The sequence below is a fragment of the Pseudomonas sp. NPDC089741 genome, from assembly GCF_044748825.1.
In the GTDB taxonomy this organism is placed as follows: domain Bacteria; phylum Pseudomonadota; class Gammaproteobacteria; order Pseudomonadales; family Pseudomonadaceae; genus Aquipseudomonas; species Aquipseudomonas helmanticensis.
On record NZ_JBIVGT010000018.1, the window covers coordinates 1 to 16,978 of the forward strand.

16 protein-coding genes are annotated in these 16,978 nt (G+C 61.5%); 2 read left to right on the forward strand and 14 right to left on the reverse strand.

What is annotated here, in order from left to right:
- Positions 1 to 2,535: ribonuclease E/G (locus tag ACIPZE_RS17705; protein WP_400774244.1), on the forward strand; the 2,535-nt coding region annotated here is incomplete at its 5' end.
- Positions 2,536 to 2,659: 124 nt separating this feature from the next.
- Here ACIPZE_RS17705 and ACIPZE_RS17710 read toward each other — a convergent pair.
- The 12 genes from ACIPZE_RS17710 to ACIPZE_RS17765 all read right to left on the reverse strand — a co-directional run bounded on the left by ACIPZE_RS17710 (position 2,660) and on the right by ACIPZE_RS17765 (position 14,351).
- On the reverse strand, positions 2,660 to 3,250 hold the full coding sequence (locus ACIPZE_RS17710) for a nucleotidyltransferase family protein (protein ID WP_400774247.1): 591 nt from the start codon (positions 3,248 to 3,250) through the stop codon (positions 2,660 to 2,662).
- The gene (locus ACIPZE_RS17715; protein ID WP_400774249.1) at positions 3,247 to 4,227 is read right to left on the reverse strand and encodes an XdhC family protein; all 981 of its coding nucleotides are present in this window, start codon (positions 4,225 to 4,227) and stop codon (positions 3,247 to 3,249) included. The genes ACIPZE_RS17710 and ACIPZE_RS17715 overlap by 4 nt, the downstream gene beginning before the upstream one ends.
- Positions 4,227 to 6,548, reverse strand: a complete 2,322-nt coding sequence (locus tag ACIPZE_RS17720) for a xanthine dehydrogenase family protein molybdopterin-binding subunit (protein WP_283439104.1) — start codon at positions 6,546 to 6,548, stop codon at positions 4,227 to 4,229. The genes ACIPZE_RS17715 and ACIPZE_RS17720 overlap by 1 nt, the downstream gene beginning before the upstream one ends.
- Positions 6,545 to 7,015: a (2Fe-2S)-binding protein gene (locus ACIPZE_RS17725; RefSeq protein WP_008086294.1), complete on the reverse strand. Its 471-nt coding sequence runs from the start codon at positions 7,013 to 7,015 to the stop codon at positions 6,545 to 6,547. Before ACIPZE_RS17725 ends, ACIPZE_RS17720 begins: the two co-directional genes overlap by 4 nt.
- Positions 7,016 to 7,495: 480 nt before the next feature.
- Entirely contained in the window at positions 7,496 to 8,515 is a 1,020-nt protein-coding gene (gene murB / locus ACIPZE_RS17730; RefSeq protein WP_400774253.1) for a UDP-N-acetylmuramate dehydrogenase, read from the reverse strand.
- The gene (locus ACIPZE_RS17735) at positions 8,512 to 8,976 is read right to left on the reverse strand and encodes a low molecular weight protein-tyrosine-phosphatase (RefSeq protein WP_283439106.1); all 465 of its coding nucleotides are present in this window, start codon (positions 8,974 to 8,976) and stop codon (positions 8,512 to 8,514) included. The genes murB and ACIPZE_RS17735 overlap by 4 nt, the downstream gene beginning before the upstream one ends.
- On the reverse strand, positions 8,976 to 9,740 hold the full coding sequence (gene kdsB / locus ACIPZE_RS17740; RefSeq protein ID WP_400774257.1) for a 3-deoxy-manno-octulosonate cytidylyltransferase: 765 nt from the start codon (positions 9,738 to 9,740) through the stop codon (positions 8,976 to 8,978). The genes ACIPZE_RS17735 and kdsB overlap by 1 nt, the downstream gene beginning before the upstream one ends.
- Positions 9,737 to 9,922 carry a Trm112 family protein gene (locus tag ACIPZE_RS17745; protein WP_003174668.1) on the reverse strand — a complete coding sequence of 62 codons (186 nt, stop codon included), beginning with the start codon at positions 9,920 to 9,922 and terminating at the stop codon, positions 9,737 to 9,739. Before ACIPZE_RS17745 ends, kdsB begins: the two co-directional genes overlap by 4 nt.
- A 22-nt stretch (positions 9,923 to 9,944) precedes the next feature.
- A complete protein-coding gene (gene lpxK, locus ACIPZE_RS17750; RefSeq protein WP_283439108.1) occupies positions 9,945 to 10,955 on the reverse strand; it encodes a tetraacyldisaccharide 4'-kinase in 1,011 nt (336 codons plus the stop codon).
- Positions 10,955 to 11,383: a biopolymer transporter ExbD gene (locus ACIPZE_RS17755; RefSeq protein ID WP_103307264.1), complete on the reverse strand. Its 429-nt coding sequence runs from the start codon at positions 11,381 to 11,383 to the stop codon at positions 10,955 to 10,957. Before ACIPZE_RS17755 ends, lpxK begins: the two co-directional genes overlap by 1 nt.
- On the reverse strand, positions 11,380 to 12,015 hold the full coding sequence (locus ACIPZE_RS17760; RefSeq protein ID WP_129395040.1) for a MotA/TolQ/ExbB proton channel family protein: 636 nt from the start codon (positions 12,013 to 12,015) through the stop codon (positions 11,380 to 11,382). Before ACIPZE_RS17760 ends, ACIPZE_RS17755 begins: the two co-directional genes overlap by 4 nt.
- Before the next feature lie 101 nt (positions 12,016 to 12,116).
- On the reverse strand, positions 12,117 to 14,351 hold the full coding sequence (locus tag ACIPZE_RS17765) for a DNA internalization-related competence protein ComEC/Rec2 (RefSeq protein WP_283439109.1): 2,235 nt from the start codon (positions 14,349 to 14,351) through the stop codon (positions 12,117 to 12,119).
- Positions 14,352 to 14,487: 136 nt separating this feature from the next.
- Between ACIPZE_RS17765 and ACIPZE_RS17770 the strand changes: the two genes are divergently transcribed.
- Complete coding sequence (locus ACIPZE_RS17770) at positions 14,488 to 15,006, forward strand: DUF2062 domain-containing protein (RefSeq protein ID WP_129395042.1); 519 nt, start codon at positions 14,488 to 14,490, stop codon at positions 15,004 to 15,006.
- A 152-nt stretch (positions 15,007 to 15,158) separates the two neighbouring features.
- On the opposite strand, the gene ACIPZE_RS17775 is transcribed toward ACIPZE_RS17770, so the two are convergent.
- Both ACIPZE_RS17775 and ACIPZE_RS17780 read right to left on the reverse strand, forming a co-directional pair.
- Positions 15,159 to 15,938 carry an ABC transporter permease gene (locus ACIPZE_RS17775; RefSeq protein WP_129395043.1) on the reverse strand — a complete coding sequence of 260 codons (780 nt, stop codon included), beginning with the start codon at positions 15,936 to 15,938 and terminating at the stop codon, positions 15,159 to 15,161.
- Positions 15,935 to 16,867 carry an ABC transporter ATP-binding protein gene (locus ACIPZE_RS17780; protein ID WP_129395044.1) on the reverse strand — a complete coding sequence of 311 codons (933 nt, stop codon included), beginning with the start codon at positions 16,865 to 16,867 and terminating at the stop codon, positions 15,935 to 15,937. The genes ACIPZE_RS17775 and ACIPZE_RS17780 overlap by 4 nt, the downstream gene beginning before the upstream one ends.
- Positions 16,868 to 16,978 lie beyond the last annotated feature (111 nt).

Sequence of the window (16,978 nt, forward strand, 5' to 3'; positions counted from 1 at the left end):
GCCCTGGCCCCCCCCGCCCTCAGGGGCCGGATCGGTCGCACTGCAGGCCGTGGCCGCAGCCGCGCAGACAGGCAGTGGGAGCTCGATGCCCTGCTGCAACTGTGGACCGCTATCAAAGAAGCATCGCTGGATCGTTCCGCGCCATTCCTGATCTACCAGGAAAGCAACGTGATCATCCGCGCCATCCGCGATTACCTGCGCCAGGACATCGGCGAAGTGTTGATCGACAGCGTTGAGGCCCAGGACGAAGCCCTGACCTTCATCCGTCAGGTAATGCCGCAGTACGCCAGCAAGATCAAGCTGTACGAAGACAGCGTGCCGCTGTTCAACCGTTTCCAGATCGAAAGCCAGATCGAGACCGCTTTCCAGCGCGCCGTGGAAGAGAAAGTCCGCGAATGCCTGGAAGCCGACCGCGCTCGCGTGCAGATCGGCCGTATCTCGCGCTTCGGCCTGCTGGAAATGTCGCGTCAGCGTCTGCGTCCATCGCTGGGCGAAAGCAGCGGCATCGTCTGCCCGCGTTGCAACGGCACCGGCATCATCCGTGACGTTGAATCGCTGTCGCTGGCGATCCTGCGCCTGATCGAAGAAGAAGCCCTGAAAGACCGCACTGCCGAAGTTCGCGCACAAGTGCCGATCCCGGTGGCCGCGTTCCTGCTCAACGAAAAACGCAACTCGATCACCAAGATCGAACTGCGCACCCGTGCCCGTATCGTCATCCTGCCGAACGATCACCTCGAAACGCCGCACTTCGAAGTGCAGCGTCTGCGTGACGACAGCCCGGAAGCCGCGACCAACCAGTCCAGCTACGAAATCGCTGCTGCCGCTGCCGAAGTCGAAGAAGTCCAGCCAGCCGCTGCGACCCGCACCCTGGTTCGCCAGGAAGCCGCGGTCAAGACTGCACCGGCCCGCGCCAACGCTCCGGTTCCAACCGAAGCCGCCGCCGCTCCGGCTGCACCGGCACCGGCGCCAGTCGCCGTGCCAGAGCCAAGCCTGTTCAAAGGCCTGGTGAAATCGCTGGTCAGCCTGTTCGCCACCAAAGAAGAGCCAGCCGCTCCGGTTGCCGTTGAAAAACCGGCTGCCGAGCGTCCGGCCCGCAACGAAGAGCGTCGCAACGGTCGTCAGCAGAGCCGCAACCGTAACGGTCGCCGCGATGAAGAGCGCAAGCCGCGCGAAGAACGTGCACCACGTGAAGAACGTGCACCGCGCGAGCCGCGTGAAGAGCGCGCGCCACGTGAAGCCCGTGAGCCGCGTGAAACTCGCACCGAAGCACCGGTAGCCCGCGAAGAGCGCGCACCACGTGCCCCGCGTGAAGAACGTGCACCACGTGCTCCGCGTGAAGATCGCAAGCCACGTGGCGAGCGTGAAGAACGCGTACGTGAACTGCGCGAGCCGCTTGACGCCGTTCCGGCTGCTGCAGCTGCCGTTGCCGTAACTGCTGAAGAGCGTCCAGCCCGTCAGCCACGTGAAGAGCGCGCACCGCGTCCGCCGCGTGAAGAGCGTCAACCACGCGCCGAGCAGGCCGTTGCTGCCGTTGCCGAAGAAGAAGTGATCACTGCTGAAGAGCAACTGCCGGAAGACGGTTCGGAGAACGCCGAAGGCGATCGTCCACGTCGTCGCTCGCGCGGCCAGCGTCGTCGCAGCAACCGTCGTGAGCGTCAGCGTGATGCCAACGGCAACGTGATCGAAGGTTCGGAAGAATCCGACTCCGAGTCCGAAAATGCTGAAGAGCCAAGCACTGCCGATCTGGCTGCCGGCCTCGCAGTAACTGCCGCGGTTGCCAGCAGCGTGATCAGCGCTCCGGCTGAAGCACAGGCCCACGAGCAAGCTGAACGCGCCACTGCCGCTGTGCAGGAAACTGCGCCAGTGGAAGCGCCGGTTGTTGAAGCGACCACTCCGGTAGAAGTGATTGCTGCTCCGGAAGTCGAAGTGGCACCGGTTCAGGAAACCCTGCCTCAGGTCGAGCCAGCACCCGTTGTGGTTGCCGAGTCGACGGTTGAAACCGTTGCTGAAACCGTGACCGAAACCGTGCGTGAAGTTCGTGAAGAACAGACCGCCTTCAACTGGGTTGCCGAGCCGGCTGTGACCGAAGCACCAGCACCTGTTGCTGAAGCTGAAGTCCCGCAAGCCATGGTTTCCGAGCCCGTGGTTGCGGCCGCCGAACCTGCTCCAGCGCCAGTCGTTGAAGCTCCGGTGGTTGAAGCGCCTGCAGTTGAAGTGCCGGTAGTTGCCGAAGCCCCAGCTCCAGTAGTTGAAGCACCGGCTCCGGTCAGCGCCCTGGCAGCAAACGGCCGCGCGCCAAACGATCCACGTGAAGTGCGTCGTCGCAAGCGTGAAGAAGAGCGTCTGCAGAAGGAAGCCGAACTGGCTGCCGCTGCTGCTCCGGTAGCTGAAGTGGTCGAGGCAGCTCCTGCCCCGGTCGCTGAAGAGGCGGTTGTTGAGGCGGTCATCGCTGAAGCACCACGCTCCGTTCAGGACGCGGTAGAGCATCACCAAGAGGCCGAGGAAAAACAACACGAGCCTAAACCTCTCGTGTAATTCCCGAAGCCGTTAAAAAGCCCCGCCCGGTGAAAACCAGGCGGGGCTTTTTTATGCCCTTTTATAAGATCAAAAGATCGTCCGAAGGCTCGGGCCGCGTTCGGACGATCTTTTGATCTTGCTGTTATTTAAAAACCAATGCCTGCGGTACATCGATATCCCACAACACCCCGGGATCATCCACCGTCACCTCAATCACCCGGCCCTGCTTGAACAACGGCCGAGCCCCGCGATCACCGCTCAGCGCCAGCAACCCCGCACCAAACGACCGGCCAAACCCCACTGGATGCCCAAATTCGCCATCCTGCACCGGCACGCTCACCGCATCATCAGCTATGGCTGCGATCACCCGCTCAATACTCGACGGCAAGATAAACGGCATATCCCCCAGCACAATCAGCCAGCCATCGGCCTCCGGACAAGCGGCGACACCGGCGGCAATGCTGTCGCCCATCCCGGTCGATTCAATCGAGACGACATCGCAACCATAAGCCTGCGCCATGCGCATTGCCTGCGGTCGCGCCTCGGTCGTCACCAGCACCCGCTTGTCGAGAGCGGCCGGCAGATTCACCAGCACCTGCTCGATCACTGAACGCACCGCGCCGTCGCGACCGGTGCAATCGGCCAGCAACTTGTCCTTGTCAGCACCCGCCACCCGGCGAAAGCGACTGCCCTCGCCCGCCGCCAGCACAATCACTGCGATGGATCGACTCATGCGCCCTCCATTGATTTTTTCTGTTTCAACTCGACGCCGTTCTTGATCGCGACGATTTCCGCCAGCAAGGACAAGGCGATCTCCGCCGGCGAATGACTGCCGATATGCAAACCGATGGGGCCGTGCAATCGATCAATCGCCTCCACCGACAAGCCTAGCTGAGCGAGATTCTCCCGGCGCTTCAGACTGTTGACCCGCGAACCGAGCGCACCGACGTAGAAGGCTGGCGAATCCAGTGCCGTGAGCAGTGCCATGTCATCTAGCCGTGGGTCATGCGTCAACGCGACAATCGCCGTACGTTCGTCGGTCTGAATGCTCAGCACCGCTTCATCCGGCATGCCCGCCACGAAGCGACCGTGATGCTCTTCCCAGCCATAAACGAATTCAGTGCGCGGATCACAGATCAACACTTCGAAATCGAGCAGCCGCGCCATGTCCGCCACATAGCGCGACAATTGCCCGGCACCGATCAACAACAATCGCCAGCGCGGGCCGTAGATCGCGCGTAAGGTCTTGCCGTCGAATTCGAGCGAATCGGTTTTGCTCGCCGCCGACAGCACAACCTCACCGGTGTCGATGTTCAGCTCACGGGCGACGATTTCATGCGCCTCGCAACGCGCCAGCAGTTCGGCGACCCACGCGGGATCGCCGATCCGCTCTTCAGTCAGGCGCAGCGTACCGCCACACGGCAAACCAAACCGCGCAGCTTCTTCACGGGTGACACCGTAGGTGATCAGTTGCACCGGTGGCCCGTCGACAGCAATCCGCCCGTCGTGCAGACGCGCGATCAAATCATCTTCGACACACCCACCCGACACCGAGCCGATCACCACGCCATCCTCGCGCAACGCCAGCATCGCACCGGGCGCCCGGGGCGCTGTGCCCCAGGTCTGCACGACACTGAACAGCACCACCCGTTGCCCGGCGCGGCGCCATTCGAGCAAGCTGCGCAGGACATTGAGGTCGACGCTGTCCATTACGCCTCTGCCTTCTGCCAGCCCTGCAACTGATAACGCACCGGCAGATTGCGGATGCGCTTGCCGGTAGCGGCGAAGATCGCATTGCACAGCGCCGGCGCAATTGGCGGCACACCCGGTTCACCAACACCGCCCAGCGGCACGTCGCCCGGCGGCGTCACCAGGTGCACCGCGACCTCCTTCGGCGCCAGCGACATGCGCGCTACTTCGTACATGTGGAAGTTGTCCTGCTGGACCTTGCCGTCCTTGAAGCTGATTTCACCCAGCACCGCGTTACCCAAGCCCATCACGCAAGCGCCTTCGAACTGCGAGCGAATGCGCTCAGGGTTGATCTGCGGCCCGCAATCCACGGCGATATCTGCCTTGTGCACGATCAACGTGCCGTCGTCTTTAACTTCGACTTCGATCACCGCCGCCACGTAAGTGACGAAGCTGTAATGCACTGCCAGCCCGAGACCACGGCCCTTGGCCAGTTTGCGCCCCCATCCGGCAGCTTTCGCGGCAGTTTCCAGCACGGCGCGCATACGTCCGGTATCGATCGGATAACGCTCGGGAGATTCGCCGTAGTTCCACTCCTCGCTCAGCGTGCGCGGGTCAATCTGGCGATCAGGGCCAAGGAGTTTGATCTGGTACTTGAGAGGATCTTCACCGGCCTTGTGCGCCAGTTCATCGACAAAACTCTGGATCGCGAAACCATGGGGAATGTTCGATACCGAGCGATACCAGCCAACCCGCGTGTGCACGCTAGCCTCGGGATTTTCCAGGCGCACATTGGGGATCGCATAAGCCATGTTGGTGAAGCCCATGCCCAGTTCGAATGCCGCTTCATGGTTCATGCCCGGCGCGAACAGCGCGGTGATGCTCGGCGCCACGGTGCGATGCAACCAGCCGGACGGCATGCCGTCCTTGCCGACGCCAGCCTTCAGGTACTCGGCAGACACGGTATGAAAATACGAGTTGTGGATGTCGTCCTCGCGCGTCCACTGCACCCGCACGGCTTTGCCGGGAAACTCCTTGGCGAGGACCGCCGCTTCGACGACGAAATCCGGTTTCGACTTACGCCCGAAACCCCCTCCAAGCAGCGTGACATTAAAGGTGACGTTGTCGAACGGCAGGCCAAGGCGCTCGGCAATTCGCTCACGGGTAACTTGCGGCGCCTGACTCGGCGCCCACGCTTCACAGACGCCGTCCTTGTAGCGGGCGATAGCAACCATCGGCTCCATCGGTGCCTGCGCCAGATGCGGCAAATAGTAGGACGCTTCGAGGGTGCTGGCCGCGCTGCTCAAGGCCTTGTCGATATCACCGGTGTTGCGCACCACTTTGCCGGGTTTCAGCGAAGCGGCTTCCAGCTCCTTGCGATAGGCAATCGAGTCGTAACTGGCATTCGGGCCGTCATCCCATTCGATCTTCAGCGCCTCACGGCCCTTGATCGCCGCCCAAGTGTTGCTGGCCACCACGGCCACACCACCTAACGGCTGAAACTCGGAAGGTATCGGACGGCTTTCGATCTGGATGACTTTGAGTACGCCGGGGACTTTCAGCGCGGCGCTGTCGTCGAGTGATTTGACCTTGCCGCCATACACCGCCGGACGGGCAATGGTCGCGTACAACATGCCGTCGAAATGCACGTCGGCGCCATAGACCGCGCGCCCATTGACGATGTCTGCACCGTCGATGGCCTTGGTGCCTTCCTTGCCGATATAGCGAAATTCCGACGGTTGCTTGAGGCGCAGACTGTCACGCGCTGGAACCGCCAATGCACTGGCTGCAGCGGCAAGTTCGCCATAACCCAGCTCGCGCCCGGACGGTGTATGAAGGACTTTGTGCAATTGCGCGCGGCATTCGCCGACCGGGACTTGCCACTGCGCAGCCGCAGCCTGCTCGAGCATCGTCCGCGCTGCTGCGCCACAACGCCGCATCGGTTCGTACCAGTGACGCATGCTGCGCGAACCGTCGGTGTCCTGGTTGCCGAAACGCAGTTCATCGCCCGGCGCCTGCTGCACTTTGACCTTGGCCCAATCGGCGTCCAGCTCATCGGCGACGACCATGCTCAGACTGGTGCGCACGCCCTGACCCATCTCCGAGCGGTTGCACACGACGGTAACGCTGCCGTCGGCGGCAATGCTCACATAGACTTTCGGATCGTCGATCCAGCCATTGGGCATGCCATCGGCGCCGAACTGCTTCGGCTTGTCTTCGGCCAATGCGTCCTGCCAACCCCAACTTGCGGCCAGCACCAATGCGCCCGTCGCGCCGACGCCCTTGAGGAAACCCCGGCGACTGAGATTGCTCAGGGCGAAATCATTCGGCAGGCGGCTCATGCCTTGGCCTCCTTCAGATGCGTGGAAGCCTGGCGGATCGCGGTTTTGATGCGGTTATAAGTGCCGCAGCGGCAGATGTTACCGACCATCGCTTCTTCGATCTGCTCATCGCTCGGGTTCGGGTTGGTCTTGAGCAACGCCGTGGCCGACATGATCTGGCCGCCCTGACAGAAACCACATTGCGCGACCGCCGTGTCGAGCCAGGCTTGCTGAACGACTTGCCCGACGGGGTCGGCATGCAGGTTGTCGATGGTGGTGACGTTCTGCCCGATCACCGAGCCGATCGGCGTGATGCAACTGCGCGCCGGCAGACCATCGATGTGAATGGTGCAGGCGCCGCACAGGCCCATGCCGCAGCCGAATTTGGTGCCGTTGTAGCCGGCGACGTCACGGATTGCCCAGAGCAGCGGCATGTCTTCCGTGACATCGAGTGGATGGTCCTGGCCATTGAGTTTCAGGGTAATCATGGGCACGCCCGCATATTTTTGGTGGTTATGGGGTCGAGCAATCTGCCGCCGTTGAATCAGCGGTGGTTCACGCAGATCGACTCAGGCTAATCGGCCGATACACATCAGTGAAGCTGAACACTGAACCTGTGGCGAGGGAGCTTGCTCGCGCTGAACGGCGCAGCAGTTCTCTGCTTTGAGCGAGGGGCGCTGCGCATCCCAGCGGGAGCAAGCTCCCTCGCCACAGAATTCATCGCTTGCTGATCTGCATCTGACCGGAGGCTCTCTTGTGCCGACGCGAACGTCTGCACCGGGCCTTTGGTGGAGCAAATGACGGTTATCGTTAGCTCGCTAAGTTAACCCAGCGTTAACAAAAAAGCCCTGCTGAGACAGGGCTTTTCAGTTGCAAGCTTTTAGCTACAAGCTGCAAGTAAAAGCAGTAGCTGGATCATGCTGCAGAGATTGTAGCTTGAAGCTCGTAGCTTGAAGCTCGCCGCTGCTTCAATACCGATTGGGCTCCATCTCCAGGTCGACATTGAAACGTTCGGCAATGTCTTTCTGGATACGCTGCGCCAGATCGAGCAATTGCAGGCCGGTTGCCGCGCCGTAATTGACCAGCACCAACGCCTGCAATTTATGCACGCCGGCGTCGGCTTCGCGGAAACCTTTCCAGCCAGCACGCTCGATCAGCCAGCCCGCCGCCAGTTTCATCTGCCCGTCCGCTTGTGCATAGGCCACCACGTCCGGGTGCTGCTGTTTGATCTGCGCGACGATGGCCGGCGACACCAGCGGGTTCTTGAAGAAGCTGCCGGCATTGCCGAGCACCGCCGGATCCGGCAATTTCTCGCTGCGGATGCTGCAAATGGCACGGCTGACGTCGGTCGGCGTCGGTTGTTCGATGCCCTGCTCGGTCAGGCGCTGACGCACCGGGCCGTATTCCAGGTGCAGATGGGCGACGCGATCCAGTTTGAAACGCACGCGCAGAATCAACCAACGCCCCGGCTGCTGTTTGAACAGGCTGTCGCGATAAGCAAAGTTGCATTCTTCGAGCGTAAAATCGCGCAGCTCGCCAGTCTGGCGATCCAGTGCGGTCAGCCCGGCGAACACATCCTTGATCTCGACACCGTAGGCACCAATGTTCTGCATCGGCGCAGCGCCAACGGTGCCGGGAATCAGGCTGAGGTTTTCCAGTCCGGAAAATCCTAGCGCCAGCGTGTGCTGCACAAACGCATGCCACGGTTCGCCCGCTTCCGCCTCGATCACCACGCGGTTGCCGTCATCGCTGACAACGCGAATGCCACGGGTGGCCATGCGCAGCACCAGCGCCGCAATGTCAGCGGTCAGCAGCAAATTACTGCCGCCGCCGATCACCAGCAACGGCACGTCGTGAGCAGTGGAATAAGCCAGTGCTTCACGGACATCGGCGTCGCTATGGGCTTCGGCGAACAGTTGCGCGCGAACATCCACGCCAAAACTGTTGAACGGCTTCAGGGAAACCTGCGGTTGCACCTGCAAACTCATAACCGGCCCTTCACTTCGATCAACAATTGGTCACACGCAGCTTCAATCAGATCGAGCACCTGCTCGAAACCTTGATCGCCGTCGTAATACGGGTCCGGCACTTCATCGACCAGCCCTGCATAGCGACGCAAGAACAAATCCAGTTCGGCCTTGCCGGTGGAAGGCTGCAAAGCCTTGAGGTTGCGCAGGTTGCTGTTGTCCATCGCCAGAATCAGATCGCAACTGGCGAAATCGGCGCGAGTGACCTGCTGCGCGCGTTGCGCCGACAGGTCATAGCCGCGCACCTTGGCGGCGGCCTGGCTGCGTTTGTCCGGCGGATTGCCGACGTGCCAGTCACCGGTGCCGGCGGAAGCCACTTCGACCTGATCCGCCAGCCCCGCAGCGCGCAGCTTGTGGCGCAACACACCTTCGGCCGTGGGCGAACGGCAAATATTGCCCAGGCACACAAACAGAACGCGCATCAGGCCTCCAGCAGGCGACGAACGCGCTCGAGGTCTTCAACCGTGTCGACACCGGTCGGCGGCGCGATCAACGCATCAGCGACATGAATACGCACGCCGTGCCACAGGGCACGCAGTTGCTCGAGCGATTCGGTGTTTTCCAGCCAGCACGGGCCCCAGCTCACGAAGTCCTGGAGGAAACCGGCGCGGTAGGCATAGATGCCGATATGGCGACGGTACGGCACGCCTTCGGGCAATTGCTCGCGGCTCTTGGCGAACGCATCGCGCGCCCACGGCAAGGTCGCGCGGCTGAAGGTCAGCGCCAGACCGTTGATGTCGCTGACCACCTTGACCACGTTCGGGTTGAACAGGGTGTCGACGTCTTCGATCGGCTCGGCCAGCGTGGCCATGCGCGCTTCAGTGTGGGCGGCGAGGTTGGCGGCGACCTGATCGATCACGCTTGGCGGAATCAGCGGCTCGTCGCCCTGCACGTTGACCACGATCGCGTCGGGCTCAAGGCCCAGTTTCGCCGCGACTTCAGCCAGACGATCGGTGCCGGAGTTGTGATCTTCACGGGTCAGCACCACTTCGGCGCCAAAGCCTTTGCAGGCCTCGACGATGCGCGCATCGTCAGTCGCAACCACCACACGGGTGGCGCTGCTTTTGCTCGCCTGTTCCCAGACATGCTGGATCATCGGCTTGCCGGCGATGTCCAGCAACGGCTTGCCCGGCAGGCGGGTCGAGGCGTAACGCGACGGGATGACAACGGTGAAGGCGGTGGTCATTTATCCAGACGCTCGTCGGTGGTCAGGGTGCGCGCTTCGCTTTCGAGCATCACCGGGATGCCGTCGCGGATCGGGTACGCCAGGCCGGCGCCCTTGCTGATCAGTTCGGTCTTGTCGGCGCTGAGCTTGAGCGGGCCTTTGCAGATCGGGCACGCGAGGATGTCGAGCAATTTGGTGTCCATGAACATTCCCTGGATAAAAGAGTTAAGGCAAAAGCCGATCCGGCAGCAGGCGCATCAACTGTGTGTCGAACCAGGCCACGAAGGCCGGCGACGGCACGGCATCGACCGCCAGATACCACCAGTCGGCAGCAGCGAAGGCACGGCACTTCACCGCGTCCTTTTCGGTCATCACCAACGGCAACGACGGTGTGAAATTCAAGGCCTGCACGCTGTATTCGGCGTGGTCGGCAAACGCATGCGGGACTGTTCGCCAGTCTAGCGCTTCGAGGGTATTGAAGAAACGTTGCGGATTACCGATCCCGGCGACCGCGTGTACGGCCTGACCCGTCGGAAAATGCTCGAGCGGCTTGCGCTCGCCACTGCGCAAATTGACCAGCGCGGTGGGTTGCAGGCGGAAAGCGAAGCCGTCGTCGCGGTCTTCAGTGGCACCGTTGAACAGTACGCCGTCGACGCTTTGCAGACGTTCGATCGGCTCACGCAACGGCCCGGCCGGCAGGCAGCGTTTGTTGCCGAGGCCACGGGCGGCGTCGATCAGCACCAGCTCCAGATCCCGCGCCAGACGATAATGCTGCATACCGTCATCGGAGAGGATCAGATCCAGCGGTTCGCTGGCGAGCAAGGCTTTGACGGCGGCGCTGCGATCGGGGTCGATCATCAACGGCACGCCGGTGCGCTGGACGATCAGCAGCGGCTCGTCACCGGCGATGTCAGCGGTTTGCTCGGCCTCAACGCGCCACGGCAATTGCGGTGGCTTGGCGCCGTAACCACGACTGACCACGCCGACACGCAAACCGCTGCGCCGGCAGTGTTCAATCAGCCAGAGAATCATCGGTGTCTTGCCGGTGCCGCCAACAGTGATGTTGCCGACCACAATCAAAGGCACCGGTGGCTGATAGATCTCACCCTCACCGTCGAGAAAACGCTGACGTTTGTTGACCACCACGCGGCGATACAACAATTCCAGCGGCCGCAGCAACGCCAGGGCCGGGTGCCCCTGATACCACGCGGCGAGCAAACGATCGGCCAGGCTCATCAGGATTTCGGCGCAGCCTCAACCGTGGTCATGCGCAGATGGCTGAAACCGAGCTTGCCGGCCGCGTCCATGGCGGTGATCACTGATTGATGCTGAGTCTTGCCATCGGCACTGATCGACAACGGCATGTTGGTGTCACCGTTGGATTCTTTCTGCATCGCGTCCATCAGGGTCGCCAGATCGTTTTTCGGCAGAACCTTGTTGTTCACCGAAAACACGCCTTCAGCGCTGATGGCCACGTCGATCTGCTTGAGTTGCTGATCTTCGGCCGGCGAGCCGCTGACCGCTTCCGGCAGATCAACGCGCAGCTGGGTTTCGCGGGTAAAAGTCGTGGTCACGACGAAAAACAGCAACAGGATAAACACCACGTCGATCAGCGACGCGAGGTTGATGTCTATCGTTTCCCGAGGTTTGCGACGGAATTTCACGCGCGCCCCTCGGTCAGGTCGACGTCACGGTCGCCCTGCACCACTTCAACCAGTTTGATCGCTTCCTGTTCCATGCCCACCACCAGTTCGTCGATGCGGCGTTGCAGGAACCGGTGGAAGAACACTGCTGGAATACCGACCATCAGGCCTGCAGCGGTGGTAATCAGTGCCTTGGAGATACCACCGGCCAAAACCGAAGCGTTGGTGGTCATGCCGGAACCGGTGAAGGCGCTGAAAATATCGATCATGCCCAGCACGGTGCCGAGCAGTCCGAGCAACGGCGACATGGCGGCGATGGTGCCCAGCGCGCTGACGTAGCGCTCGAGTTCATGAATCACCCGCGCGGCGGCCTCTTCAATGCACTCTTTCATGATCTCGCGACCATGCTTGGAGTTGGCCAGACCGGCGGCGAGGATTTCCCCCAGCGGCGAGTTGGCGCGCAATTCCTTGAGTTTTTCTTTATTGAGCTGTTTGTCCTTGATCCAGACCCAGACCTGACCCAACAGGTGCTCGGGGGTGACGCGACTGGCGCGCAGGGTCCACAGGCGTTCGGCGACAATCGCCATCGCCGCGATGGAACTCAGAATGATCGGCAACATCATCCAGCCGCCGGATTTGACCAATTCCCACACAGTGACAGTCCCCTCGAAAAAGTGCGCCACTTTACCATACCGGTCAGCGATTAAGACCCGCCGCCCCGACGACCGTGACGGGGTATTCGCCGGCGCCCCGATCAACGGGCGACTGCGGGCGGATCGCGCCAGAAACGCCGCTGTTGACGCATCGTCCACGGAGGTTTGAAGCGGCCCAATTGCAGATGAATGGCGCCTTGTTCAGCGCTGTCATAAATGCGCAGACCCTGTTTGCGATAACGCGCGAGCACGGTCGGGTGCGGATGGCCGAAGGAGTTGCCGTGGCCCCGGGAAATCAGCACCGACTCGGGCTGCAACGTTTTCAGCAGGGCCATGGATGAAGAGCTGCGGCTGCCATGATGCGGCGATTGCAACCATTGCGTCGGCACCGCCAGCGGGCTGTCGAGCAGGCTACGTTCCGCGTGGGTATCGATGTCGCCGGTCAGCAGGATGCGCTCGCCATTGGCTTCAATCTGCAATACGCATGAACGCTGATTGCTGTCCTCGGCATCCGACCATTGCCAGAGCTGAAAATGGACGCCGTCCCATTGCCATTGCCGACCGGTTTCACACTCTTCGGCACGCAATGCGGCGGGCAATCCCGGCGGATCGCCGCTGACCACCCGACGCAGGTTGATCCCGCGCATCAGCGCCAGCGCGCCGCCGGCATGATCGGCGTCCGCGTGGCTGAGCAACATCAGATCAATTTTTGCCACGCCCAGCTTGTGCAAGGCTGGCAATACCACGCGCTCGCCGAGGTCGAACTCGCCAAAGCGTGGGCCTGCGTCGTAGAGCACGGTGTGATGACGGGTACGGATCAGGATCGCCAGGCCCTGGCCGACATCGAGTTGCCAGATGTCGGCCATTCCTTCGGCGAGCCGTTCGCGCGGCGGCACCAGCAGGATCAGCAGCAACGGCCAGCCCAATACACGCATCGGCACACCGCGCGGCAACAGCAACAGCAAGGCGCCGAGACTGCCCAGCGCCCAGACCCACACCGGCAATGACGGGCCAATCCAAGCGGGCCATTGCCCGGCGATCACAGCCAGGCCGCGAAACAGCCAATCGACTAAGCCACCGGCCAGCCACAACAAACCTTCACCGATATAAGGCACCGGCAACAACAGCGTCCCGAGCAATGCCGGCGGCAGTACCACGAGACTGACCCAAGGCACCGCGAAAAGATTGGCCAGCGGTCCGCTCACGCTGATCGGCAAATTCAGCGCCAACAGCACCGGGCACAGGCCGATCGCAATCAACCATTGCGCCCGCGTCCAGGTCTGCCACCAGCGCCACGGGCCCAGCCGCGCGCCAAACGTGAAAATCAGCACCGCCACCGCCGCGAAGGACAACCAGAAGCCGGGACGCAGACTCGCCAGCGGATCGAACAGCAGCACCGCGTTGAATGCGAGCAACAATGGCCACCACGCACCGAGATGGCGAAAACGCAGACGCCACAGCAGCACCAGCGCGACCATCACGCAGGCGCGCTGCACCGGCACGTCGAACCCGGCAAGCAATCCATAACCGAGCGCTGCCGCCAATGCCAGGCCACAGGCCCACGGCAGCCAAGGCCAACGCAATGGCCATATTCCAAGGCGCGCCAGCCCGGCAATCAATCCGTACATCAGCGCCGCCAGCAAACCGATGTGCTGGCCGGAAATAACCAGTAAATGCACGGTGCCGGTGTCCTGCAGAACTTGCCAGTCTTCGCGACTGAGGCCCGAACCGTCCCCCAGCACCAGCGCGGCCAGTGCGCCGCCGCGCCCTTGCGCATCCACCTCAAGCAAGCGCTGCCGGATGCTGTCCCGCCAGGCACCGCGAGCCGGCGCCAGACGCTGGCCATCCTTGATCGTCCCGGTCGCACCGATGCGTTGCGCCAACAGCCACGCTTCATAATCGAAGGCGTCCGGATTGAGCAAACCGACGGGACGTTTCAGCTTCACCGCCAGTCGCCAACGCTCGCCGCTGTTGACCGTAGGCCCGGCGTACCACGCCAGACGCATTAATGTCGGCAGCTTGTCGTGACGCGAGCGTGCATCAGCCAACTCGAAGCGCACCACGCCATCGCCGCTCTGCGGCAGCCCGACCACTCGTCCTTCCAGCCAACGGGTCTCGCCATCCAGTGCGACGGGTAACCGATCGCCCAGCGCCCACTGCGCGCTGACGCACGTCCACGTCAAGCCAAACAACAGAAAGACCAATGGATAGCTGCGAAACGGCAGCACCAGCAAACCTGCGACCGGTAACGCCAGCATCAACCAGACCGGCGGTAAGGCCGGCATAAAAACCGGGGCCAGCAAACCGACTGCCAGCGCCATCATCCCTGTGCGCATAAGCCCGTCCTTGAGAGTCCCGCACTTAGGCATAGCGGGTGTTCGACAGGAGCGTCGTCAACAATTGTCACAAAGTCTGAATGGGCCGCTCGTAGAATCCAGACATACTTGCCGCCTTAACCGACCGAGAAGCCTTATGCCCCGGCGCTTATTCAAACGTTACATGCCCGATCCGACGAGCATCAGGGAACACAAATCCTTACGCTTTCTCGGCAAGTTGCTGCATGACCCGAACCTCTGGCACCTCAATCGTCACTCGGTCGCCCGGGCGATGGCGGTTGGCCTGTTTGCCGCGTTCCTGCCGATTCCCGCGCAGATGCTGGTGGCTGCAGCGCTGGCCATCACGGTGCGGGGGAACATGCCGATTGCCGTTAGCCTGGTCTGGCTGACCAACCCGATCACCATGCCGGCGGTATTCTTTTGCACCTATCAGGCCGGGGCGTGGTTGATGGATGTGCCCGCGCGGCATCTGCCCGATGAGCTGACCTGGGAATGGATCAGCAGTCAGCTGTCGACGCTGTGGCAGCCGTTTTTGCTCGGTTCGGTGGTGTGCGGCCTGGTACTCGGTGCGCTGGCCTATTTCGTGGTGATGATGTATTGGCGCTGGTGGGTGGCGCGGCAGTGGGCGCGGCGCAAGAAAAACCGAAAGCCCTGAACGCAAAACGGCCTCCGCAATGGGAGGCCGTTTTGTTTTGTACTGTCGGACACGATCTGTAGGAGCTGCGGCACGCGGCGATCTTTTGATCTTTTAAAAACAACATCAAATGATCGCAGCGTGCCGCAGCTCCTACAGGGATTGTGTGTGGATCAGGTACGCATCCCGCGCCCACTCACCAGCAGCCGTGCACAACCGAGATACAGCACCACCGTCGCCACCAGCATGAAGGTGATCGCAATGCCGATCTTGATATCCGACACGCCGAGAATGCCGTAGCGGAAAGCGTTGACCATGTGCAACACCGGGTTGGCCAGCGACACGGTCTGCCAGAACGGTGGCAGCAAGGTGATCGAGTAGAACACGCCACCCAGGTACGTCAGCGGGGTCAACACGAACGTCGGGATGATCGAGATATCATCGAAATTGCGCGCAAACACCGCGTTGATGAAGCCCAGCAACGAGAAAATCGTCGCCGTCAGCACCACCACCAGAATGGTCACACCGAGGTGATGCACCTGCAAATCGGTGAAGAACATCGACAGAATCGTCACGATCACGCCGACCATCAAACCGCGCAGCACGCCGCCACAGGTGTAGCCGATCAGGATCGTGTGCGGCGACACCGGCGAGACCATCAACTCTTCGATAGAACGCTGGAACTTGCTGCCGAAGAAACTCGAGACCACGTTGCCATAGGAGTTGGTGATCACCGACATCATGATCAGGCCCGGCACGATGTACTGCATGTAGGTGAAGCCACCCATGTCGCCAATCTGCCGACCGATCAGGTTACCGAAAATCACGAAGTACAGCACCATGGTGATCGCTGGCGGCAGCAAGGTCTGCGGCCAGATCCGCGTGAAGCGTTTGACCTCGCGGTAAACAATGGTCTGCAGGGCGACGAGGTTGGGACGGAATTCGGAACTCATACCGCCACCTTCGACAGATTTTTCTCCACCAGGGACACGAACAGCTCCTCGAGGCGATTGGTTTTGTTACGCAGGCTCAGCACTTCAATGTTCTGCTGCGCCAACTGGGTGAACAACGCCGTGATGCCCATGGATTTGTCGACCTGGACTTCGAGGGTATGGCCATCGATCAACCGCGCAGGGTAGCCGAGCAATTGCGGCGTGGCGCTCAAGTCGTTTTTAAGGTCGAGCAAGAAGGTTTCCACGTGCAACTGGCCCAGCAATTGTTTCATGCTGGTGTTCTCGACGATGGTGCCGTGGTCGATGATGCCGATGTTGCGGCACAACTGCTCAGCCTCTTCCAGATAGTGCGTGGTGAGGATGATGGTGATGCCTTTCTGGTTCAGCTCGGTGAGGAACGTCCACATCGAACGGCGCAGCTCGATGTCGACGCCTGCGGTCGGTTCATCGAGGATCAGCAGACGCGGTTCATGTACCAACGCGCGGGCGATCATCAAGCGCCGCTTCATGCCGCCGGACAGCGAACGCGATGGCACGTCGCGCTTGTCCCACAAGCCCAGTTGGGTCAGGTACTGCTCGGCGCGTTCCTTGGCGATTTTCGCCGGAATGCCGTAGTAACCGGCCTGGGTCACGACGATGTCGAAGGTCTTCTCAAACTGGTTGAAGTTGAATTCCTGCGGCACCACGCCGATCGAGCGCTTGAGCTGCGCAGGATTCTTGTCCAGGTCATGACCGAAGATATTCACCGTGCCGCTGGTCTTGTTGACCAGGGTCGAGAGGATGCCGATGGTGGTGGATTTGCCGGCGCCGTTAGGGCCGAGCAAGGCGAAAAAGTCACCTTCGGCGACGTCCAGATCGATACCACTCAAGGCCTGGAACCCGTTGCCGTAGGTTTTGGTTAGCTGCCGGATGGACAGAGCGGAACTCATATCTGATTTACGCACCATTGAAGGGATAAAAGGAGACGGCGGCGATGGATCGAACCGCAGCGCAAGTGCGCAATGGTGCTTGCCGCCGCCGCACAAGTACAGTCAAGTGTG